The sequence below is a fragment of the Ruicaihuangia caeni genome (assembly GCF_029952955.1).
In the GTDB taxonomy this organism is placed as follows: domain Bacteria; phylum Actinomycetota; class Actinomycetes; order Actinomycetales; family Microbacteriaceae; genus Ruicaihuangia; species Ruicaihuangia caeni.
Genome location: NZ_JASATX010000001.1, coordinates 666,844 through 688,445, shown reverse-complemented (window position 1 = coordinate 688,445; position 21,602 = coordinate 666,844). Strand labels below are relative to the sequence as shown.

20 protein-coding genes and 2 tRNA genes are annotated in these 21,602 nt (G+C 66.8%); 8 read left to right on the top strand and 14 right to left on the bottom strand.

The features are described 5' to 3' along the window. Positions 1-17: 17 nt before the first annotated feature. Together QF206_RS03175 and fabF are read left to right on the top strand one after the other, a co-directional pair. Positions 18-266, top strand: a complete 249-nt coding sequence (locus QF206_RS03175) for an acyl carrier protein (protein WP_281487740.1) — start codon at positions 18-20, stop codon at positions 264-266. A 78-nt stretch (positions 267-344) separates the two neighbouring features. Next, entirely contained in the window at positions 345-1,586 is a 1,242-nt protein-coding gene (gene fabF / locus QF206_RS03170; RefSeq protein ID WP_281487739.1) for a beta-ketoacyl-ACP synthase II, read from the top strand. A 117-nt stretch (positions 1,587-1,703) separates the two neighbouring features. On the opposite strand, the gene QF206_RS03165 is transcribed toward fabF, so the two are convergent. Next, positions 1,704-2,207, bottom strand: a complete 504-nt coding sequence (locus QF206_RS03165; RefSeq protein WP_281487738.1) for a DUF3145 domain-containing protein — start codon at positions 2,205-2,207, stop codon at positions 1,704-1,706. A gap of 179 nt (positions 2,208-2,386) precedes the next feature. On the opposite strand from QF206_RS03165, the gene QF206_RS03160 reads away from it, so the two are divergent. After that, the gene (locus QF206_RS03160; protein ID WP_281487737.1) at positions 2,387-2,902 is read left to right on the top strand and encodes a PadR family transcriptional regulator; all 516 of its coding nucleotides are present in this window, start codon (positions 2,387-2,389) and stop codon (positions 2,900-2,902) included. Here QF206_RS03160 and QF206_RS03155 read toward each other — a convergent pair. After that, on the bottom strand, positions 2,884-4,584 hold the full coding sequence (locus QF206_RS03155) for a bifunctional 3'-5' exonuclease/DNA polymerase (RefSeq protein ID WP_281487736.1): 1,701 nt from the start codon (positions 4,582-4,584) through the stop codon (positions 2,884-2,886). The two genes, QF206_RS03160 and QF206_RS03155, sit on opposite strands and share 19 nt — an antisense overlap. Before the next feature lie 106 nt (positions 4,585-4,690). Here QF206_RS03155 and rlmN point away from each other — a divergent pair, with 106 nt between their 5' ends. Continuing rightward, positions 4,691-5,899: a dual-specificity RNA methyltransferase RlmN gene (gene rlmN, locus QF206_RS03150; protein WP_281487735.1), complete on the top strand. Its 1,209-nt coding sequence runs from the start codon at positions 4,691-4,693 to the stop codon at positions 5,897-5,899. 14 nt (positions 5,900-5,913) lie between these two features. Here rlmN and QF206_RS03145 read toward each other — a convergent pair whose 3' ends face one another. Continuing rightward, on the bottom strand, positions 5,914-7,134 hold the full coding sequence (locus QF206_RS03145; RefSeq protein WP_281487734.1) for an MFS transporter: 1,221 nt from the start codon (positions 7,132-7,134) through the stop codon (positions 5,914-5,916). 105 nt (positions 7,135-7,239) lie between these two features. On the opposite strand from QF206_RS03145, the gene QF206_RS03140 reads away from it, so the two are divergent. Next, entirely contained in the window at positions 7,240-8,226 is a 987-nt protein-coding gene (locus tag QF206_RS03140) for a phosphodiesterase (protein WP_281488117.1), read from the top strand. A gap of 77 nt (positions 8,227-8,303) precedes the next feature. Here QF206_RS03140 and QF206_RS03135 read toward each other — a convergent pair whose 3' ends face one another. Beyond that, positions 8,304-9,905 carry a stealth family protein gene (locus tag QF206_RS03135; protein ID WP_281487733.1) on the bottom strand — a complete coding sequence of 534 codons (1,602 nt, stop codon included), beginning with the start codon at positions 9,903-9,905 and terminating at the stop codon, positions 8,304-8,306. A 324-nt stretch (positions 9,906-10,229) separates the two neighbouring features. Between QF206_RS03135 and QF206_RS03130 the strand changes: the two genes are divergently transcribed. Continuing rightward, positions 10,230-10,535: a hypothetical protein gene (locus QF206_RS03130; protein WP_281487732.1), complete on the top strand. Its 306-nt coding sequence runs from the start codon at positions 10,230-10,232 to the stop codon at positions 10,533-10,535. A 190-nt stretch (positions 10,536-10,725) separates the two neighbouring features. Here the strand turns inward: QF206_RS03130 and QF206_RS03125 are convergent, their stop codons facing one another. From QF206_RS03125 to QF206_RS03110, 4 genes are all read right to left on the bottom strand, one after another. Continuing rightward, a complete protein-coding gene (locus QF206_RS03125) occupies positions 10,726-11,463 on the bottom strand; it encodes a hypothetical protein (RefSeq protein WP_281487731.1) in 738 nt (245 codons plus the stop codon). Between the two features lie 88 nt (positions 11,464-11,551). Beyond that, a tRNA-Ile gene (locus QF206_RS03120) sits at positions 11,552-11,628 on the bottom strand. After that, positions 11,619-12,830 carry a glycosyltransferase gene (locus tag QF206_RS03115; protein WP_281488116.1) on the bottom strand — a complete coding sequence of 404 codons (1,212 nt, stop codon included), beginning with the start codon at positions 12,828-12,830 and terminating at the stop codon, positions 11,619-11,621. Before QF206_RS03115 ends, QF206_RS03120 begins: the two co-directional genes overlap by 10 nt. Positions 12,831-12,924: 94 nt before the next feature. After that, on the bottom strand, positions 12,925-13,830 hold the full coding sequence (locus QF206_RS03110) for a DMT family transporter (RefSeq protein ID WP_281487730.1): 906 nt from the start codon (positions 13,828-13,830) through the stop codon (positions 12,925-12,927). A 40-nt stretch (positions 13,831-13,870) separates the two neighbouring features. Between QF206_RS03110 and def the strand changes: the two genes are divergently transcribed. Further along, complete coding sequence (gene def / locus QF206_RS03105; RefSeq protein ID WP_281487729.1) at positions 13,871-14,455, top strand: peptide deformylase; 585 nt, start codon at positions 13,871-13,873, stop codon at positions 14,453-14,455. Between the two features lie 33 nt (positions 14,456-14,488). Here def and QF206_RS03100 read toward each other — a convergent pair whose 3' ends face one another. Continuing rightward, positions 14,489-15,016, bottom strand: coding sequence for a ferritin (locus QF206_RS03100; protein ID WP_281487728.1), 528 nt, complete (start codon positions 15,014-15,016; stop codon positions 14,489-14,491). 116 nt (positions 15,017-15,132) lie between these two features. Here QF206_RS03100 and QF206_RS03095 point away from each other — a divergent pair. Continuing rightward, positions 15,133-15,205 (top strand) — tRNA-Asn (locus tag QF206_RS03095). Positions 15,206-15,294: 89 nt separating this feature from the next. On the opposite strand, the gene QF206_RS03090 is transcribed toward QF206_RS03095, so the two are convergent. The 5 genes from QF206_RS03090 to dusB are packed head-to-tail and all read right to left on the bottom strand — an operon-like array spanning position 15,295 to position 21,555. Next, complete coding sequence (locus tag QF206_RS03090) at positions 15,295-16,290, bottom strand: D-isomer specific 2-hydroxyacid dehydrogenase family protein (RefSeq protein WP_281487727.1); 996 nt, start codon at positions 16,288-16,290, stop codon at positions 15,295-15,297. After that, complete coding sequence (locus tag QF206_RS03085) at positions 16,287-17,108, bottom strand: ATP-binding cassette domain-containing protein (RefSeq protein WP_281487726.1); 822 nt, start codon at positions 17,106-17,108, stop codon at positions 16,287-16,289. Before QF206_RS03085 ends, QF206_RS03090 begins: the two co-directional genes overlap by 4 nt. A 4-nt stretch (positions 17,109-17,112) precedes the next feature. Continuing rightward, positions 17,113-19,110, bottom strand: a complete 1,998-nt coding sequence (gene dnaG, locus QF206_RS03080) for a DNA primase (RefSeq protein WP_281487725.1) — start codon at positions 19,108-19,110, stop codon at positions 17,113-17,115. A 53-nt stretch (positions 19,111-19,163) separates the two neighbouring features. Further along, positions 19,164-20,411: a deoxyguanosinetriphosphate triphosphohydrolase gene (locus tag QF206_RS03075; RefSeq protein WP_281487724.1), complete on the bottom strand. Its 1,248-nt coding sequence runs from the start codon at positions 20,409-20,411 to the stop codon at positions 19,164-19,166. Further along, the gene (dusB, locus tag QF206_RS03070; RefSeq protein WP_281487723.1) at positions 20,404-21,555 is read right to left on the bottom strand and encodes a tRNA dihydrouridine synthase DusB; all 1,152 of its coding nucleotides are present in this window, start codon (positions 21,553-21,555) and stop codon (positions 20,404-20,406) included. The genes QF206_RS03075 and dusB overlap by 8 nt, the downstream gene beginning before the upstream one ends. Positions 21,556-21,602: the final 47 nt, after the last annotated feature.

The following is a 21,602-nucleotide window of genomic DNA, read 5'->3' as shown; positions in this document are numbered from 1 at the left end:
CCCCAAGGAGATAACCAATGGCATTGTCCAAGGATGAAGTTCTCGCCGGTCTGGCGGAACTCGTGAACGACGAGACTGGCATCGCCGTCGAGACCGTCGAGCTCGACAAGTCGTTCACCGACGACCTCGACATCGACTCGATCTCGATGATGACCATCGTCGTCAACGCTGAAGAGAAGTTCGACGTCAAGATCCCCGACGAAGAGGTGAAGAACCTCAAGACCGTCGGCGATGCCGTGGACTTCATCGTCAACGCGCAGGGCTGATGTTTCGACCGGTGGGGGCGCGAGCCCCCATCGGCCCCGTCCGGTTCCCCCTTGTTGTGACCACCTGGAGTCGTTGAAATGACCTCGAAGAAGATCGTCGTGACCGGTATCGGCGCGACTACTCCGCTGGGCGGCACCTCGCCCGACAGTTGGCGCGCGCTGCTCGCTGGCGAGTCCGGCATCCGCGCCATCGAAGCGGAGTGGGTCGAGCGGTACGAGCTCCCTGTAACGTTCGCCGGCCAGGCGCGCGTTCCCGCGGCCGAAGTGCTCGAGCGCCCAGAGGCGAAGCGCCTCGATCCTTCGAGCCAATTCGCGCTCGTGGCAGCGCGGGAGGCCTGGGCGGATGCCGGGGCGCCTGACGTCGACCCTGTGCGCGTCGGTGTCGACTACTCGACGGGCATCGGCGGTCTCTGGACCCTCCTCGACGCGTATGACACGCTCAAGGAGAAGGGGCCTCGTCGCGTCATGCCGATGACGATCCCGATGCTGATGCCGAACGCCGCGGCCGCCGCGATCAGCATGAGCATTCCCTCACGGGCATATGCCCGAACCGTGGTGTCCGCGTGCGCCTCAGGCACCGAGGCGCTCGTCAACGCGTATGAGCACTTGCAGGCGGGTCTCGCCGACGTCGTCATCGCCGGCGGCACGGAAGCTGTCGTGCACCCCCTGCCGATCGCTGCCTTCGCGTCGATGCAGGCTCTCTCGCGCCGCAACGACGATCCAGCATCCGCATCACGGCCCTACGACGTGAACCGCGACGGTTTCGTGCTCAGCGAAGGTGCCGGTGCGCTCGTGCTCGAGACCGAAGAGCACGCTCTCGCCCGAGGAGCCCGCATCTACGCGGAGCTCGCAGGCGGCAGCGTCACCAGTGACTCGTACCACATCACCGCGCCTGACCCCGAGGGGTCGGCCGCTGCTCGCGCGATGAAGGCTGCAATCGAGGTCGCCGGTGCAAAGCCCAGCGATGTGACGCACATCAACGCGCACGCGACCAGCACCCCGGTCGGCGACATCGCCGAGTACAACGCCATCCGTCGCATCTTCGGCGATCACACCTCGAACATTGCGGTGTCGGCAACCAAGGCTGCTACCGGGCACCTGCTCGGCGGCACCGGAGCGCTCGAAGCCATCTTCACCGTGCTCGCCCTGAAGGAGCGCACCGCTCCCCCGACGATCAACCTCGACGACCAGGACCCGGAGATCCCGCTCGAGGTGGTGACCTCGCCTCGGGCGCTCGGTGACGGGCCGCAGCTCGCGCTCAGCAATTCCTTCGGCTTCGGCGGTCACAACGCCGTGGTGGCGTTCCGCGACTACCGCTGACCGATCGCTCGCGAAGGCGGCGGGTGGTCAGCCACCCGCCGCTGCACCGGGCAGCCAGCGTCCAGCGGTTACGGTCCGCGCAGGCCAAGCGATCAGCCGCCGGGCTATAGGCCGGATTCAACCGACCTTGTGCAACCAGACCACGGGGCTGCCTTCACCCGCGTGGCGGAACGGCTCCAGCTCGTCGTCCCACGCCTGCCCCAGGGCGAGCCGCAGTTCGCGGTGCAGTTCGAGCGCGTTCGAGCCGGCGACCTCCATCGCCGCGCGAACGCGGTCCTCGGGCACGACCACATTGCCTGCTGAGTCGAGCTGCGCGTGGAAGATGCCGAGATCAGGGGTGTGCATCCATCGCCCACCGTCCGCTCCGTGACTGGCATCCTCGGTTACCTCGTAGCGCAGGTGCTCCCATCCGCGTAGCGCCGAGGCGAGCCGGGCGCCGGTGCCGGCGGCGCCCTCCCAGCTGAACTCGGTGCGAAGGGCGCGCTTCAGCGCCGGCTGATCTATCCAGTCGAAGTTGATGGCACGACCAAGGGCGCGCCCTGCGGCCCACTCGATGTGCGGGCAGAGCGCGCGAGGCGCAGAGTGAACGTAAATCACTCCGCGTGCGGTTGCAGCAGCCACTTTCACTCCATTTCCTCCGATGCGACTTCCCCATCGACCGGTAGAGCCGGAGTTATTGCGACTGACGAGCATTATCGCTGATCTCAGAGCGAATCACAAGCATGTCATTCCCTCGGTCTCAATGCGCTGGCGTGTGTCACACGCTGTGCCGTGCGGCATTGGCGCGATACAGTCTGCTCATGTCCACGCGTTCCGCGCTGCTCGCCGTGCTGAGTCTCGGCCCTGCCTACGGCCACCAGTTGCAGGCCGAGTTGATGGAGCGAACCGGCCGCGATCGCCCGATCAACTCAGGTCAGATCTATGCGACGCTCGACCGGCTGCGCCGCGATGAGCTGGTGAAGGATGCCGGCACGACCGACGACGGCCTGCCGCTGTATGAGCTCACCGAGCTCGGCCAGATCGAGGCAGCCACGTGGCTGACCTCGCCGGATGGTCCCTCCTGGGACTCGATGGTGCAGCAGGTGCTGCTCGCCCGCTCGATCCCTGGCGCTGATTGGCCCGCGCTGGTGCGCGGCTATCGAACGCTCTGGATCACGCAGGGCGCAGAGGCGAGCGGCCTCGCATCAGGGGCGACACGGATCCTCGGTGAAGCGGCGTTGCGCTGGCTGAGCGAACTGCCTCCCGCCAAGGCGTGGGAGTTCCGTGCCGACCGGCCGAAGCGTGGACGGCGCCGGGCTCACTTCGCCTCGTCGTAGCCGTCGACCACCACCGCATTCACTGGGAACGCCACCGCTGATTCTCCGAACAGGAGCCTCCCGGCATCCGCAGCGGTTCGATGCATGAGCTCGCGCACATCCTCCGCGTGGTGTGCGGGAGCGTGCACGATCAACTCGTCGTGCACGAAGAAGACCAGGTGCGGCGACGTCGTGTGATCGGCACCGTACCGCTGGCGCAAGGCACCGCGCAGGAGCGCGATCCATGCGAGCGCCCATTCCGCCGCAGTCGCCTGCACGACGAAATTCCTCGTGAACCGCCCCTGCGAGCGCGCCGCGGAGCGCGCGCGTCTCACCGTGACCGGATCGGGCGACTCGGCGGATGCCGCAGCCTGCAACTCGCGCCACGCCTCGCTCGGCTCGGGCGAACCGCGGCCGAGGAGGCTGCTCACCGGCATCCCTCGCTCTCCGCGCTGAGCCGCCGCCTCGACGAAACCGATGGCGCGGGGAAACGCACGGGCAATTCGCGGAAGAACCTTCGCGCTCTCCCCCGTAGTGCCGCCGTACATGGCGCCGAGCATCCCGTACTTCGCCTGCGCTCTTGTCTCAACAGCTCCGACGTCGACCATGCCCTGGTAGAGGTCTCCACTGGAAGAGGCGCGAGCCATGGCGGAGTCGCCTGACATCGCCGCCAGTACACGTGGCTCGAGTTGCGCGGCGTCGGCGACTATGAGTTTCCAACCCTCGTCCGCTCGCACCGCGGAACGCACCACGGCGGGCAGTTGCAGCGCGCCCCCGCCCTCGCTGGACCAGCGGCCCGAGACGACTCCCGCGGGAACGAAGACGGGGTGGAAGCGGCCCTGGTGCACCCACTGATCGAGCCAGTGCCAACCGTTGGCCGACCAGAGACGCGAGAGCGTCTTGTACTCGAGCAGTGGCGCGATGGCGGGATGCCGCAATCGCTGCAGCTCATGCGAGCGCGTGGTCTCGACCGCGAGTCCAGCAGAGCGCAGGGTGCGAAGCAGTTCTGCCGGCGAATCCAGGTTGATGGTCGGCGCGCCGAGCGCATCAGCCACCGCGAGAGCGAGTCGCTCGAGGCGCTCGGGGCGGTAGCCCTCGGCAGGGCGGGCGCCCAGCATCGACGCAAGCAGTCGTTCGTGCTCGTCGCGCCGCCAGGGAAGACCCGCGTGACCCATCTCCGCCGCTGCCAGCGCGCCGGCGGACTCGGCTGCCACCAGCAGGCGCAGACCGGCAGGCGATGTCTCGAGCGCGCTCTGCTGGCGCTGGAGTGCGGCTACGGGCGCCATGGACGGCGGTGCCGGTTGCTCGAGGTGGAAGAGCGCGGCATCCGCGCTGTCGTGGTGACGTCGTTGCTGCACCGCAGGCAGTGCCGAGTAGCCCGCGGCGGTGTGCGGGCTGTTGCGAAGCAGCGCGTCGGTGAGGCGCAGATCGAAACAGCGCTCGATCGTCACGCCGGCCCGCAGCAACTCGGGGTACCAGACGGCGGTGTCGTCCCAGACCCACCGTGGCGGTTGGGCGTCTGCTCGTTGCTCGGATACCACTGGCTCGGATGCCGCTTCCCCGCGCCCCGCGTGCTCGCGCGCCGCCACGAAGGCGGGCAGTTGCTCGCGGGCCACCCTCTCGATGGCCTTCTCGTTGCCCGTGCCGTCGATCTCGGTCGCCCCGATCGCGCCGCCGTCGAGTTGTTCGAGCACGATCTGCACCAGACAAGTCTGCCGTGGGCCGCCGACATCCACTCCGCAGACGCTCCTCTCAGGTGGGGCTCCTCTCGCAGGCTGCCCCAGGGCGTCGCATGAGACCATGGACTCCATGCCCGCCCAAGCCCTTCCGAGCACGACGGCGCCGCGCCCGCAGGTGCGCCCAACCCCCGAGGGATGGGTGCAGCCGATGGGGCCCGATGGCCGCCCCATGCTGCGCTTCGCCTCTCCGCGCGTGAAGCAGCCGCCGCAGCACTTCGCCGACCTGTCACTCGAGGAACGCCAGGCGAAGGTCTCTGAGTTGGGCCTGCCGGGATTCCGTGCGAAGCAGCTGTCGAAGCACTACTTCGAGCACTACACGGCCGACGCGGAACGCATGACCGACCTGCCGAAAGACGGACGGTCGGAACTCGTCGGCGAACTGTTCCCGACTCTGCTCACCGAAGTGAAGCGGCTCAGCACCGATCGCGGCGACACCATCAAGTTCCTGTGGCGCCTGTTCGATGGAGCGCTCGTCGAGTCGGTGCTCATGCGCTACCCCGGCCGGATCACCCTGTGCGTCTCTTCACAGGCAGGATGCGGCATGAATTGCCCATTCTGCGCTACCGGTCAGGCCGGGCTCACCCGGAACCTCTCGACCGCCGAGATCGTCGACCAGGTGGTGCAGGCGAACCGCGTGATCGCTGCCGGCGAGCTGGGCGGTGGCCGCGGCACGGACGGACCGACCCGCGTCGGCAACATCGTGTTCATGGGAATGGGCGAACCGCTTGCCAACTACAAGCGAGTGATGGCGGCCGTGCACCGTATGGTCGACCCCGCGCCCGCGGGCCTCGGCATGTCGGCGCGCAACATCACGGTGTCGACGGTCGGCCTGGTGCCCGCGATCCGAAAGCTGACCGACGAGTCGCTTCCCGTCACGTTCGCCCTCTCCCTGCATGCGCCCGACGATGAACTGCGCGATGAGCTGATTCCGGTCAACACTCGCTGGAAGGTCGACGAAGCTCTGGATGCGGCCCGCGAGTACTTCGAGAAGACCGGCCGCCGCGTGAGCATCGAGTACGCGCTCATCAAAGACATGAACGACCATGCCTGGCGCGCGCAACTTCTCGCCGACAAGCTCAACGCCCGCGGCCGCGGGTGGGTGCATGTGAACCCGATTCCGCTGAACCCCACGCCCGGGTCGATCTGGACCTCGTCAGAGCGCGAGGTCGAACAGCAGTTCGTCGAGACCCTGCTGGCCAACGGCATCCCCACCACTCTTCGAGACACCCGCGGCAAAGAGATCGACGGCGCCTGCGGCCAGCTCGCCGCCGCCGAGTAGCAGGGCCGAACGGCTCAGTCGCCTGCCGACTCCGATCGGCGCACGACCTCTCGCTCCGACGGCATCCGGAATGCGGCGTAGCCGGCCGTCACGAGCAGGAACAGCACTGCCGTGGCGAACGCCGCCGGGAACGAGACCGCGTCGGCGAGAACCCCGACGACGAGCGGGCCGAGGATCGAACCGATGTCGGATGTCGCCGAGAACACCGCGACAGGCTGACCGCCGCGTCCGCCGGCAGCGTCGCCCACCGCTGCCGCAGGCGCTGTACCCATGAAGGCTGCTGCCGCACCGTAGACGCACAGCAGGGCGATGAACTGCCAGATCTCGCTGGCGAAGGGCATGAATGCCATGCACAGAGCACCCACTGCGAAGGCCATGGCGATCGCAGGGCGCCTGCCGACCTTGTCGACGAACCTTCCCGCAGGCCACAGCATCGCGGTCTGCGCGACAGCGGCGACCGCGAGCGCGATGCCTGTCCAGAGCTCGGTCTTGTGCAGCACCTCGACCACCAGCACCGGGATGAGCGCCGAACGCACGCCGAGGCTCGCCCAGCCCGATGAGAAGTTGGCGATGAGCGCAGCCCGATAGCGCTGATCGCGGAGCACGACTCGCATCGGCAGGATGCCGCTGGCAGCCCCACCGCGACCGGCTCCGTCGCCGCGGTGAAGCAGTACGAGCCCGACGGCACCAGCGACCACGAGAGTGCCCGCGTAGAAGAAGAACGGCGCTCGGATCGAGATCGCCGCGAGCAAACCGCCCACGGCGGGCCCCGCCATCCCTCCGATGAGGAAGCCGCCCTGATACATGCCCACCGCCCTGCCGCGCATGCTGGGCGGCGATGCAGAGATCAGCAGAGACATCGCCGAGATGGAGAACATGGCCGAACCGATGCCGCCAGCGCCCCGCATGAGCAGCACTTCCAGATAGGAGTTGGCGAGCCCGGTCAAGGCCGTCGAGATGGCGACGATACCGATTCCCAGCGACAGGATGATCCGCTCCCCCGTCCGGTCGATCATGCGACCGACGAAGGGACTCGCGAGGAGGCGCATGAGCGCGAACGCCGAGACGACCATGCCGACCTCGAGGTAGCCCACCTCGAACGTCCGCACGAACACGGGGAGCACAGGGATCACGACGCCGAAACCGACCATCACGAAGAACGCGATCATCGCGAGCACGTACACGTCACGGCTGAAGCGCGGCACCGTCTCGCGTTCATGGGTCGGAATCGTCACCACCCCAGGTTAGGCGCGTGCGATGCGACGTCGTTTCCGAGTCGTTACCGAGACATGCGGCATTTGTTCATGATTCGGCCAAGAACGTCTGGTTCCATGTTCGTCATGTCCCTGCGTGAGGCCGAATATCCGCGGCCCGATCACACACTGGTACACATCAGCGACACCCATCTGCTGGGTGGCGATCGAAAGCTCTACGGCTCGGTCGACAGCGAGGAGCACCTTCGCGAGTTGCTGGAGGCGCTCGAGTCGACCGGGCGAAGACCCGATGCGCTGATCTTCACGGGCGACCTCGCCGACCTCGGTGAACCGGAAGCCTACGAGCGCCTCCGCGCGCTCGTCGACCCGGTGGCGGAGCGCCTGGGAGCGAAGGTCATCTGGGCGATGGGCAACCATGACGAGCGCGTCGCGTTCCGGGTGGGCCTGCTCGGCGAAGACCTCAACAGTGAGTCGGCGGATGCCGCGAGTTCGCCCGTCTACCGGGTCGACCACCTGGATGGGCTCCGCGTGATCACGCTCGACAGCACGGTGCCCGACTACCATCACGGCGAGCTCTCGGACGAGCAACTGGAGTGGCTTGCGGAGGAGCTCCGCACTCCTGCCATCGACGGCACGATCCTCGTGATGCACCACCCGCCGGTACCGAGCTTGCTCGACCTCGCGGTCTCGGTCGAGTTGAGGGATCAGGCCCGACTGGCCGAAGTGGTCCAAGGGACGGACGTGCGGACGATCCTCGCCGGGCATCTGCACTACTCGTCGACTGCGACGTTCGCAGGCATCCCGGTCTCCGTCGCTTCAGCGAGCTGCTACACCCAGGATCTTCTCGTGCCCGAAGGCGGCACTCGCAGCCGGGCTGGCGCGAGGTCGTTCAACCTCGTGCAGGTCTACCCTCAGACTGTGCTCCACGCGGTCGTGCCCCTTGAGCAGACCGAGGCCCTTGCCTACGTCGATGCGGAGGAGAGCGAGCGCCGGCTGCGTGAACTGGGCCTGCGCATTCCCGAGTCCGCCACGGCACGGTCGCGCGCCGCTACCCGGCACGGTGGCGAAGACACCATGACTCGACCGCTCGACCTGGTCGGCGCGGGCACCTGACGTAGGCGCTGCCCAGTATCGCCTGCACCAGCCTTCATGCCGGGTTCGAGACAAGCGCAGCACCGCCGACCTGGTGGTCAGGCAGTTGTGGCGGTCGAGGCTTCGAGCTGCCGTTCCCACGGTCCGGGGACTGGAAAGTACCGGTCCAGGAAGCTGGTCACGAGCTCCACGCGCGTCGATTCGTCGAGTTCGGGCTCGCTGCCGTCGTTCAGACAGAACATATCGAAGCGTCGCCCTCTGCGTAGCCCGTTCAAGGCAGACGGGGTCGAGGCGAGCGTCGTCTCCACGTATCGGACCCGTGCGTCGGGCTGCTGCAGCGCGCGCCCGGTGAGCAGGGCGTAGTACGGGTAGAGGGAGTTCGTCACGGAGATATCGGTGGGCGAACGAAAGCGTGAGGCGGCTGTTCGAGCGAAGTCCTGAGGAAACGCCGTCTCGAGTTCGCGCATCACGCTCCTGCGCATCGGTACTGCGCAGTGCTCGAGGTGCCGGGTGATGGTTCTGCCGAAGCGTTTGCGCAGCAGCGCTCGATTCACCCGCATCGCGTTGTCGTGCCCGGTTCGGTCAGGGTGCGTGTCTCCGAGGCCGATGCGGACCGTCGCCTCGACGAACCGCGTGATGCCACCTGGCGAGAAGAACATGGAGGGCGAGACAGGGCGCCCGAAGAACATGTCGTCATTCGAGTAGAGGAAATGCTCTGAGAGCCCGGGGATGCGGTGCAGCTGAGACTCGACCGCATGCGAGTTGTAGGTCGGCAGCACGCTCGTATCGGCGAAGAACTCCTCGCTTCGCACGACGGTGACGTCCGGGTGCTCGGTGTCGAGCCAGGCCGGCGGCTTCGAGTCGGTGGCGATGAAGATGCGCCGAACCCATGGCGCGAAGGCCTTCACGCTTCGAAGGGCGTACTTCAATTCATCGATCTGGCGGTACCGGGTCGCGCCGGCATCCGCCGGGTTCAGTTGGTGCTGTGCAAGGTATCGAGACCGCTCGGCAAGGTATTCGGGATCGGAGCCGTCGACCCAAGAGAACACGATGTCGATCGGAAAATCGACGTCATCGACGTGGTCGTCGAACATACCGGCGAAGGTCGGCCAGGCGTACCCGTCCCGGTCGACGGTGGTCATGACCGCATCCCGACGATCGATGCGACGCCGGGTGAGAGCGTTCGGCCGTGGAGCAAGGATCTCGGTCTCACTGAACGACCACAGCTCTAGGCGCACCGCGGCTTCGCCGATTCGCCAGGCCGCGCGGGACGATCTGGTGCGCCTGCGGTACAACAGGAACAGCTCGTCTTCCTCGTCGCCGGGCAGTCGGCCGAGCGCAAGCAATCGCTCCGACCGCTTGTCGCCATCGAGCCGTGCATAGAACGGCTCGGCCGCGAACTCGCTCGCCAACTGCCGCTCCAGCTCCTGCCTCCTGGAGCGGTCGACCGCGATGATTGGCCGATCGTCATCGCCTCGGACGAGGAGATAGTCGATCGAGACCCGCTCGAGAGCGCCTCGGACGAGCGCGAGATCTGCCACCATCGCGTCATGGCGGTTGATCGGCGGCCCCGCCAACGCCAGTCTGCGCCCTTCGCGAACGATGTCGGTGCGCTGCGCGAGTGCGACTGGCGCTTCGGAGCGCGGCATCGGGCCGCCGTTGAGCGCGCTTCGCAGCGAGTCTTCGATCTCTTGGTACAAATGGCCCCCTTGAACATCGTGTGCGGTTGACGTCGATGAACGAGCAGGCGAGCGACGCCGGGATAGCCGCTGGATGAGCGGGTCGGCGTTGCGCCAGCTGACGCGCCGAGTGACGCGCCTTGCGTCCGAGAGTAGCAGCGCCGGTTCAGAGTTCCCTGTTGTCGTGCGTCAGTCATCAACTACCGCTGCAGGCGAGAAACGTCGCGGCTCGAGACGGCCAATCGGCCTGTTCGCAGCCCGCCTCTGAGCGTAGGGTGCGCTCAATGACGGCCCACCGGGCGTGGTTCAGCGCTACGAGGCCGACCCGATCAGGAAGAAGAACCGATGAAACGAATGGCCATCAGCTGCTTAGTCGCGCTCGGACTTGCCCTCGGCGGTGCGGCAGCAGCACAAGCAGGAGAGATCAACGGCAACGGTGACCCGATCCCGGGCGCCCACAAGGCGAGTTCAGCGTGTGCGTTCTCAGGGCGTGACTTGCCTGACGACCAGGAGAACCAGCCCAACATCCCGGATGACTTCGTCACGGGCGGACACGTGCAGAACTACGGGATGTACGTGAAGGCGGGGCTGAAAGCGATGGTGCCGAGCCCCGGAATGGCGTGCCGAGGCAACGTCTCTTTCGAGGGCTGACGGCAGCGCTTGGCGGGCGCTCTCGCTGCGGGTCTGTCGGTTCTAATCACTGATTCAGTAGAGCGCCCGAACCGCCGACACGTGGAAGGCAGTAGAGCCGATGCTCTCGCCGACCCCGGTCTAGGCAAGAGCAAGCAGCCCTCCGACCTCGCGAGAGTCGGAGGGCTTCTCGCAGTCACGCGCGAAGCATTCAGCCCTCACGAATCTGGCGGCCGACCATCGACTTCTCGACGTCGGAGCCCCAACCCTTGCCGCGCTCACCGAGGATGCCGTGCTTACCAGCGAGCGCGACGATGTCCCACCAACGTTCGATCGACGCTGCCAGGCGCGCCTCCAACTCGTGCACGAAGGCGTCGAATACCTTCGGGTCAGGATTGCCGGACGCGGCCTCGAACTTCGCCTTCATGGCAGGGTCGAGCCGCAGCGCGATGTTCTCTGCCTCGCTCCACATGTGACCGGGGTCTTCGCCGGTCTGCGGACTTAGCGCAAGTTCATCGAGATGATAGAAACGCCCGTTCTGCCCATAGCGCGACAGCGCCGCCATTAGCGCAGGAAGCACCGGGTCGTTCTCGACTCTAAGCAGTTGTGACTCGACGGAGGCACGATGGGTGGCTTTCGGCAGTCGTCGCCGTATGGTCTGCATGAGCGAGTCATGCATGGTGACGATGTTGTGCCGCCAAGTGTCCCGAAAGGTCGCGAGTGGAGGCCACTCGCCCTCCTCCGCAACGTGTGTCAGCCCGAGCGACATCTTCAGCAACTTCTCGACGCCGATAGAAAGCATCGTGAGGATTGGATCGCGCGTCGTCTCCCAGAAACGCGCATTCCGAAGCGCCCAGAGACCGTATCCGAGCAAGTTCCGCGTTGAGGTCGTCTCGAAAATGAGCGCGAAGGCCTGTGTCTGATTGAGCCCGTCCTGAACCTGCGCCATGGGCCGATCCTGTCGCGACCCGCCGACACTTGGAGTGTTTTCGCTTCTGCGACTATCCAGCAAGACACCCTAACTCGCCCGCAATCATTGGTAGGGCGGACGGGACTTGAACCCGTGACCGACGGATTATGAGTCCGCTGCTCTAACCAGCTGAGCTACCGCCCCGCTCCGGCCTCGTCGCTCTCGCGCTCCGGTGCCAGATCGGTGACCGGGTCGGTCACCGTTTCACCACGATACAGTCTCTCGAACGTGTCGATCGTGCGGTCGATGTCGTGCGCGGCGACGATTCTGAGGCTGTGCTTCTGCATGCGCTCACGCTCGCGATCACTGGCGGTGAGCACATCGGTGAGGCGTTGTGCGAACTCTTCGATGTTGCCCGGCTGGTACAGGTAACCGTTCTCGCCATCGTGCACGAGATGGGGCAGCGCCATGGCGTCCGCCGCCACGACGGGCAGCCCGGAAGCCATCGCCTCCATGGTCGCGATGCTCTGGAGCTCGGCGATCGACGGCATTGCGAAGACGCTCGCGCGGCGCAACTGCTCCTTCAGGTACTCCTCGGAGACCCGTCCGGCGAGGTGCACGCGATCTCGGATTCCCAGGCTCACCGCGAGGTCTTCCAAGTGCTTCACCTGGTCGCCGTGACCGACGAGCTCGAGCTTGGCCCCGATCGAGGGGTCCATCGACGCGAACGCCTTGAGCAACTCGTCGAGGTTCTTCTCTGCCTCGATCCGGCCGACGAAGAGCACGACCTTCTCGTCTCGAGGCTCGAGGTTCGGCGTGTAGTTCGAGACCTGCAGACCGCACGAGATGGCATGAACGCCGGTGAACCCGGTCGACTGCTCGAAGAAGTCGGCGGCACGACGAGTAGGGGTCGTGATCGCATCCGCGCGCTCGAAGGTGTTCCGCACTGCCGACCACGCGGCCTTCAGGAAGATTTTGTGGAAGATCTTCGGCACCAGCGTGAACTGCATCATGTTCTCGGGCATCGTGTGGTTGGTGCCGATCACCCGGATGTGCCGTTCGCGCGCCTCGATCGACAACCCGCGGCCGACAACGAAGTGCGACTGGAAGTGAACCACGTCGGGCTTCACCTCGTCGAGCACTCGCGCACTGTTCTTGACGATCCTCCAAGGCAGGGCGAACCGCAGCCACGGGTGCGGATACCAGCGCCAGCTCTTCAGCCGGTGCATGACGAGCGTCGCACCCTCGTGCTCTTCGGTCCACGTCCCTGACCGGGAGTCGGCCGAAGGCGCCATCACATGCACCTCGTGACCGCGGGCCACGAGACCGGCAGCGAGGCGCTCCGCGAACTTGGCGGCACCGTTCACGTCTGGGCCGAATGTGTCGGCGCCGATCAGGATGCGCATCGGTTTCGTATCGGTATCGTCAGGCAACTCAGGCAATTCCTGTTCGTCTGGGCGTGGTGGTGAACAACCCTCCGCAAGGCTACCGCAGGCCGCGTCAACGGTGCGTTTGAGGATGGTGTTTCGCGAGCCTGAATACTCCGATGATGGCGGTCACCGCCGCACTCACGAATAGTGCGGAGGCCCACAGTGGCGCGGTTGCGGCCTCGCCGAGCACGATCACACCGATCGCCACGGCGACCATGGGGTCGATCACGGTGAGCCCGGCGATCACGAGGTCGGGCGATCCGACGGCATACGCGTTCTGCACGAAATATGCCCCGAGGGCCGTGCCGCCGATCAGGATCGCGACGGCGAACAGCGTGAGTCCTTCGAAGTTTCCGTTGACCAGCCGGTTGAGCACGACCTTCGCCAAGGTAGCGACGAAGCCATAGATCACGCCGGCGGCGATGATGTACGAGACCGCCCGCATCCGCCGGCGCAAGACGACGAACACAATCGAGTACACAACGATCACTCCCGCGAGGATCGCGAGGATCGTCGTGAGCTGACCAGCCGTGATGGGGCGCTCAGTGGCAGTGAGCGCGGCCACGGTCACGAACAGACCGATCCCGCCGACGCACAGTGCGATCGCGACGATCGACTTGTGATCGAGTTTGAGGCGACTGATGCGTGCGTTCACCACCGCAGTGATGACGAGCGCGATGACGCCGAGGGGCTGCACGACGATCAGGGGCGCGAATACGAGGCTCACCAACTGCAGCACGATTGCGAGCCCGAGCATGACGGTGCCCACCACCCACGAAGGACGCATGAGCAGCGCCCGCACCTGGGCGATCGACAGTCCCGCCTTCTGCCCCGAGCCGAGGCGGTCCTCGACCTTGTGCACGCCGCGATGCTGGAACTGGGCCCCGAGTGCCAAGAACACGCCGCCGAGCAGCGCGATTGGGATTCCGAGCGCTTGATACGGCGTGAGCGTCACCACCTCGAGCTGCCCGATCACCCTAGAAATCTACCCGCTGCGCCGCCGATATCCTTGACGGATGGCCGTTCTCCCGATCGTGATCACCGGAAATCCAGTCCTGCACACGCCCGCAAAGCCCGTCGAACGGTTCGATGACGAGCTCCGCCGGCTGGTCGACGACATGTTCGAGACGATGGATGAGGCGCCGGGTGTCGGGCTGGCCGCGCCGCAGGTCGGCGTCGGTCTTCGCCTGTTCGTCTACGGCTGGGAAGACGAAGACGGCTACCTGCGCCGCGGCGTTGCGATCAACCCCGAGCTCTGGCAGAGTCCGCTCGACCTAGGGCCCGCCGATGATGACGAGGAGAGCGAAGGATGCCTGTCGATCCCAGGCGAGCGCTTTCCGCTTCGTCGCGCGGAACGGGTGATTCTGCGAGCGGTGGATCTTGATCAGGAACCGTTCGAGATCGTCGCCGAGGGATGGCTGGCGCGCATCTTCCAGCACGAATACGACCACCTCGACGGAGTGCTCTACGCCGACCGGCTCGAGCACGTGCACGCCAAGGCGATCCAGAAGGCCATCAAGAAGAGCGGATGGGGGAAGCCGGACGACTCATGGATGCCTGGCATCGATCACCTGGAGGGCGAGCACCCCGCGCGGGGCTGAGCCCTAGAAAGTCGGCCAGCGGCAGCTCGCCCCTCAGACGGCGCCACCGGCCGCAGGCGGAGCACTCGCATCCTCGCCGTCGTCTCCGACCGCCTCTCGCGCCATGAAGTTCTCGAGGTCGAAGAGGTTGTCGGCCCGTTCCGCGACATTCAGCAGCGTCGTCATGGCGGCGACCTCTTCGACCTGCTCCTTCAGGAACCAGAGCATGAACTGCTCACCCAGCGCGTCGGTCTCTGCGCGTGCCGCCGCGAACAGCGCCTCGATCTGACGCGTGACCGCTCGTTCCTGCTCCAGAGCCAGCGCGATCGGCTCGCGCACATCTACAAAGTCGTTCCGCACTGCCGGAATGCCCGGGATCTCGACACGGACGTCGCGGTCGAGCCGGTATTGCACCAGCATCATCGCGTGGTTGCGCTCTTCGAGCGATTGCCGATAGAAGTGCTTGGCCAACTGCGGCAGATCATGGTCGTCGAACCAGACGGCGATCGCGATGTACTGCTGGGATGCCGCGAACTCGTGCCCGATCTGCTCAGCGAGAAGGGTGTCGAACGTGCTGGTCATGGCTCCTCCGATCGTGCCCGACACAGGATGCCCCGGCCGGTGTGACCAGCGTAGCGAGCACCAGTGACAGGCCGACCGCAAAAACTTTGGTAGAGTTGACTCCGCTGTTCCAGCGATCCTCGATAGCTCAATTGGCAGAGCAGCCGGCTGTTAACCGGCAGGTTGTTGGTTCGAGTCCAACTCGGGGAGCAGCACCGGCCCGGTCTCTTCGGAGACCGGGCCGTTTCCGTTTCGCAGGCTCGGATGCTCGCGACGTCAGTACCCCGTCGCGTGCCGACTCAGTAGCCGTGCTCGGGATCAACCACGCCGATGAAGTCGCCGTCGCCGAGGAACGCGCGTACGTTGTGCTCGATCCGTGCTGCGAGCAACGGCCTGGTCATCTCAGGCGTGTCAGCCGAGTGCATGGTGACAACGGTGTTCGGGGCACTGAACAACGGATGCCCGTGGGGCAGCGGTTCGGGGTCGGTGACGTCGATGCCGGCGCCCGCGATAGCGCCGCGCTCGAGCGCAGCGACAAGTGCGTCAGTGTCGATGAGCGGGCCCCGCGCGATGTTCACGACGACAGCGCTGGGCTTGAGGAGGCCCAGCTCGTGCTCGCCCAGCATCCCGCTCGTGCGCTCCGATTGCGCTGCGGCGAGAACCACCACGTCGGCATCGGGCAAGACATCAGCGAGGTGCTCCCCCGTCACGGTGCGCTCGGCGCCCTCGACAGGTGCATCACGCCGGCGCACCACCGTCACCCGGGTATCGAACGGCGCGAGCAGCCGGAGCAGCTCTTGAGCGATGCCGCCGGCGCCGACGATGACCACATTGCGGCCGTACAGCGAGGTGCCCCGGCGAACCGGATCCCACTCGCTCGCGCGGCTCTTCTGCGGTATGAAGCGCAGCGTGGCCAGCGTCAGCGCGAGGGCGTGCTCAGCGACCGGTTCTGAGTAGGCACCCTTCGCGCTCGTCCAGAGCGGCCACTCCTCCCCCGCGCGCGCCTTGAAGAGTTCAAGGAACGCATCGACGCCGGCCCAGGGCAACTGCACCCAATGGATGTCGGGATGCTCATCGAGCGCCGCGGCCAGGCCACTGCTCTCGCGCGCTGAGAGCCACACGACACCCCGCGTGCGCTCGCTCAGCGGTTCCACGGTGCCGCCTGCCGCCTCGATCGCCTCGACGAAGACCGGATCGGCGTGGGGCAGGACAGCGATCGGTCCGGGTTCGGGGCGACGTCGCGTGTGGTCGCCTTCAACGGGCACGGTGCGGTCGATGTGACCCCTGGCGTTCAACGAGCGACCTCTCCTAGCTTGCGCACGTAGGGGTGCAGAGGCTGGTCGAGCACCTCATCGATATTGCCGAGACCCACGATCGCGCCGCCCTGCATGATGGCGACGCGGCTGGTGAACCGGCGAACCTCCGGCAGATCATGGGCGATGACCACCGCAGTGAACTCGCGGTCGAGCCGAAGCTCGCGAATGGAGTCGAGCAGCGGGCCGCGCACGATCGCGTCGACGCCCATCGTCGGGTCGTCGGCGACAAGCACCTTGGGCTCGAGCACCAGTGCGCGAGCAAGCGCCACCCGTTGCCGCTGTCCGCGGCTGAGCTCATGCGGGAACCGGTCCATGAACCCCAGCGGCAGGTGCAACCGATCGAGCAGCCCTGCGACTGCGGCGCCCGCCTCGCGTCGGTCGAACTTCTGGTCGCGCAAGTAGATCGGCTCGGCGACGTTCTCGGCGATGGTGAGTCGTGGGTGAAGTCGTTCGCCGGCGTCTTGCGCGAGGTATCCGACATCGAACTGCCAGCGTGCGCGTTCGCGCCGGCCGGGCTTCGGGCGGCTGTGGCCGGCCACCCGAAGCGAGCCGCCGTCGACCAGCGGGCTGCTGCTCTTGCGGAGCCCCGCGCGGCCGGCGAGGGCGCGGGCGAGCGTCGTCTTGCCGCACCCGGCTTCTCCGACGATGGCGAGGGTCTGTCCGCGCGGCACCGAGAAGGTGACGCCGGTCACCGCGAGGGTCGACTGGCCCGGATAGCGCAATGCGAGATCGGTGACCTCGATCACTGGCGGGGCAGGGGCGGGGGCGGGGGCGGGGAGTGCTGACGGCTGCGGCATCCGCTCAATCCTCCCTCAATCGACGGCGTTCCTGTTCGAGCTGCACGAGGTCGCGGTTCAACTGCGAGAACCGTTCCGGCTCCGCGGCAGCGTCGGTGCGCTGCAGTGCCCCGAGCAATTCCGTCTTGCGGCGCAGCAGGTCGCGCTCGATCAACCCCGCGGTGACCCCATTGCAGTATGCGACGAGTTGCTCCGCGTGACCGGGCAGCGGTGCCACGCTCAACTGCTGCACCAGCGCGGAGAACGCTCGCGGCGCCTCCTCGCCCACCGCGCCGACCCAGTCCGGTTCTCCGAACCGGTCGAGCGACGCCGCGATGGCGTCGCGCACCACGGCCAGTACCGGGTTGTGGAAGACGCTCGCAACGGTTCTGCTCACGCGCTCGAGACCCAGCTCACCAGGATGCTGCAGCACCGCCATGAGCGCATCCCGCTCAACGCGCGTGACGGGGTCGGCGGGCAGTTGCACGAGGGTGGGCACGGGTGCCGCCTGCGGCATGGCCTGAGCACCGCCCGCGGCTGGTGCGCTCGGCACATCGCGCGACCCGAGCTCCCTTCGCCCGTGCACGCCTCGCGCGGCCTGGTCGGGCCCTTGCCGAGACTGGCTCGGATCGCGGCGCGGGCCGGCGCTTACGCTTCGCTGATCGCCTGCTGCGGCCCGTGCCTCGCTGGCTCGCCCGGCGGCGCTCACGGCTCGGTTGATCTCACCGGGGTCCATGCCCAGCCACTTGGCAAGCGTTCGGGCATACCCGACGGCAAGCGCCCGGTCGCGGATGCCGGCGACGATCGGTGCCGACTGGCGCAGCGCCGCGACGCGCCCCTCGACGGTGTCGAGGTCGTGTTCGCCGAGCGCGCGACGGAGCATGAACTCGAACATCGGCCGCCGGCCAGCGATGAGCTGACGCACGGCATCATCGCCGCGCTCGAGGCGGAGGTCGCACGGGTCGAGACCTTCAGGGGGCGTGGCCACGTAGGTGCGAGCAGCGAACCGCTGCTCTTCGGCGAACGCGCGGCTCGCCGCCTTCTGCCCCGCTTCGTCGGGATCGAAGGTGAAGACGACCTCTCCGGTGCTGCCCGTGTCGGCGGTGTCGTAGTCACCGAGGACGCGGCGGATGATCTTGATGTGGTCGACGCCGAACGCGGTACCGCAGGTCGCGACGGCAGTGGTCACGCCCGCGAGGTGACAGGCCATCACATCCGTGTAGCCCTCGACGATGACCACCTGCTTGCCGCGCGCGATGTCGCGCTTGGCCAGATCGAGGCCGTACAGCACCTGGCTCTTGTGGTAGACGGCAGTATCGGGGGTGTTGAGGTACTTCGGACCTTGGTCGTCATCGAAGAGACGCCTCGCGCCGAAGCCGAGTGTCTGCCCGGTGACGTCTCTGATCGGCCAGACCACACGCCCTCGGAACCGGTCGTAGCTGCCCCGCTCCCCCGAGCTGAGCAGCCCCGCTGCGACGAGCTCGTTCTCGGTGAACCCCTGGGCCATGAGCGCCTTGCTGAGCGCCGAGAACGACTTCGGCGCGTAGCCGACGCCGAAGCGCTCGGCCGCTGCCGGATCGAACCCGCGCTGGCCGAGGAACTGCCTGGCGGGCGCGGCGTCTGCTGTGAGCAATTGCTCGATGAAGAACTGCTCAGCCGCACGGTTGGCGGCCAGCAGGCGCGCCCGGTTCCCGTGGTCGCGAGCCGGACCGCCGCCGTCTTCGTAGTGCAGCTCATAGCCGATCCTGGCCGCCAGTCGCTCGACCGCCTCGCTGAAGGTCGTGTGGTCCATGCGCTGCAGGAAGGTGAAGACATCGCCGCCTTCGCCGCAGCCGAAGCAGTGGTAGAAGCCCACCTGCGGCCGGACGTGGAAGCTCGGGGTGCGCTCGTCGTGGAACGGGCAGAGACCCTTCATCGATCCGACGCCGGCAGACTTCAGCGTGACGTAATCGCCGACGATGTCGGCGATGTTCGTACGAGACCTCACCTCATCGATGTCTGATCGTCGGATGAGGCCTGCCATGACAGCATCCTAGGAGCACCCGCCGTGCCGCAGCCCGCGAGCGGTGATGGCTGTCAGCCCGTGATCCCGCCGTGGAGCACCAACGCCGACTGATCGGTGAGGCTCGCGACCTGATCGACGATGACTCGCCGGCGCTCGGCATCCGTCTGGGCGCGCGCGAAGTCTGCGGCGAAGCCCGTGTCGAGCGAGCCCGGGCCGGCACGCCAGAGACCGTCAGCGAGCTCGGTGAGCACTTCGCGCTGTTGCACGTAGATCGGCTGACGCTGATCGTTGGCCATCACGAAGGCCGCGACGATGCCCTTCAGCACGGCGATCTCGGCCTCGATCTCGCGCGGCACCACCACGCTCGCGGCGAACCGCACCAGGCTGCCCGAGGGGTAGTGCTCACGGGTCGCGCGTGTTGCGGCCTGCGCGAAACGACCGATGAGCTGGCTCGTCAGGTCTTTGAGCTTCGCGAGCGACTTCCGGCTGCCGTCCCACTCGTCGAGCCATTCGTCGAGCGAGTCGAGCCGGTCGAACGCCGCGATCAGCTCGTCATGGCTGAACGCGCCTCCCACCCAAGCCGACATCTGGTCGACAAGCGCGTCGTGGTCGACCCGCGCTCCGAGTGCGTACACGTCGACGTAGCCCGACACGATCGCGTCTTCGAAGTCGTGCACCGAGTATGCGATGTCGTCGCTCAGGTCCATGACCTGCGCCTCGATGCACCGCTGCCTCTCTGGGGCACCCTGTCGCAGCCACTCGAATGCGGGCGTGTCGTCGAGGTAGAACCCGAACTTGCTGCGGCCGCTCGGGTCGGGCACGCCGTACTGCTCGGGCCACGGATACTTGCAGCTCGCGTCGAGGCTCGCCCGGGTGAGGTTCAGCCCGTAGCTCGCGCCGTCGGGTCCGATGACCTTCGGCTCGAGCCGGGTCAGCAGTCGCAGCGTCTGCGCGTTCCCCTCGAAGCCGCCGATGTCGGCCGCCCAGTCATTCAGCGCGCGCTCGCCGTTGTGACCGAACGGCGGGTGGCCGAGGTCATGTGCGAGGCAAGCGGTATCGACCACATCCGGGTCGAGACCGAGGCTAGCGGCGAGCTCACGGCCCACCTGCGCTACCTCGAGGGAGTGCGTGAGTCGGTTCCTGGCGAAGTCCGTGCCGGCCGTCGGGCTCAGCACCTGAGTCTTCGCCGCGAGCCTGCGCAGCGCGCTCGAATGCAGAAGCCGGGCGCGATCGCGCGCGAAGTCACTGCGGCGATGCTCGTGCGTCTCTGGGAACCAGCGCTCGGTATCTGCGGGACCGTACCCGGGGTTGTCAACCACCCGTCGTGTCCGCTTCGGTCTCGGTGAGGTGCGCACGCTGCGCCTCGCCCAGCGAACGGTCGTCGAGCCATCCCTCGGGCAGCGCGGGACGCTTGGGTGACCCTGCACGACCACGGGGGCCTTCGACCGCCTCGCCCGGGTAGGGCATCGACCAATCGAGCGTCGCGAGGAGTTCGTCGATGCGTTCCAAGCTCTCGACCATCGCCAGGCTCGAGCGGAACTCTCCACCGACTGGGTACCCCTTGAAGTACCAGGCGACGTGCTTTCGGATGTCGCGGCAGGCGCGGTCCTCGTCATCGAAGAACTCCACGAGCAGCTCGGCGTGCCGTTTGAAGGCTGACGCCACTTCTCCGAGCGTTGGCTGCGCCTTGCGCTGCTCTCCACGGAACGCCGCGGCGAGATCGCCGAAGAGCCACGGGCGGCCAAGGCAACCCCGACCCACCACGACGCCGTCGCAGCCGGTCTCGGCCACCATCCGGATGGCATCGTCCGCGCTCCAGATGTCGCCATTGCCGAGCACGGGAACGCTCGACACCGCGTTCTTCAGCTCGGCGATCGCGGACCAGTCGGCGTTCCCCGAGTAGAACTGAGCGGCGGTGCGCGCATGCAGCGCGATCGAGGCGACTCCCGCGTCTTCCGCCGACTTCGCCGCGTCGAGGAACGTGATGTGATCGTCGTCGATGCCCTTGCGCATCTTCACTGTGAGGGGCACGCGCCCCGCTGCCTTGACGGCCGACTGCACGATCGACCGGAAGAGGTCGGCCTTCCAGGGAAGCGCCGCGCCGCCCCCCTTGCGCGTCACCTTCGGGACGGGGCATCCGAAGTTCAGGTCGATGTGATCGGCCCGGTCCTCGGCCACGAGGATCGTGATGGCCTCGCTGATCGTCTTCGGGTCCACACCGTAGAGCTGGATGCTGCGCGGGGTCTCCGACTCGTGATGCGTGATGAGCCGCATCGTCTCCGGCGTGCGCTCCACGAGGGCACGGCTCGTGATCATCTCGCTGACGTAGAGCCCCGCACCGTACTCTCGGCACAGGCGACGGAATGCCGTATTCGTGATGCCGGCCATGGGCGCGAGCACGACGGGCGCATCGAGCTCGATCGAGCCGATGCGAAGTGTCGGGGCAGCCGTGAGCGTTGTCATCGTCTCTGATTCTTCCAGATCGGCGTTGCGCTCCTGCTGGACGGGCG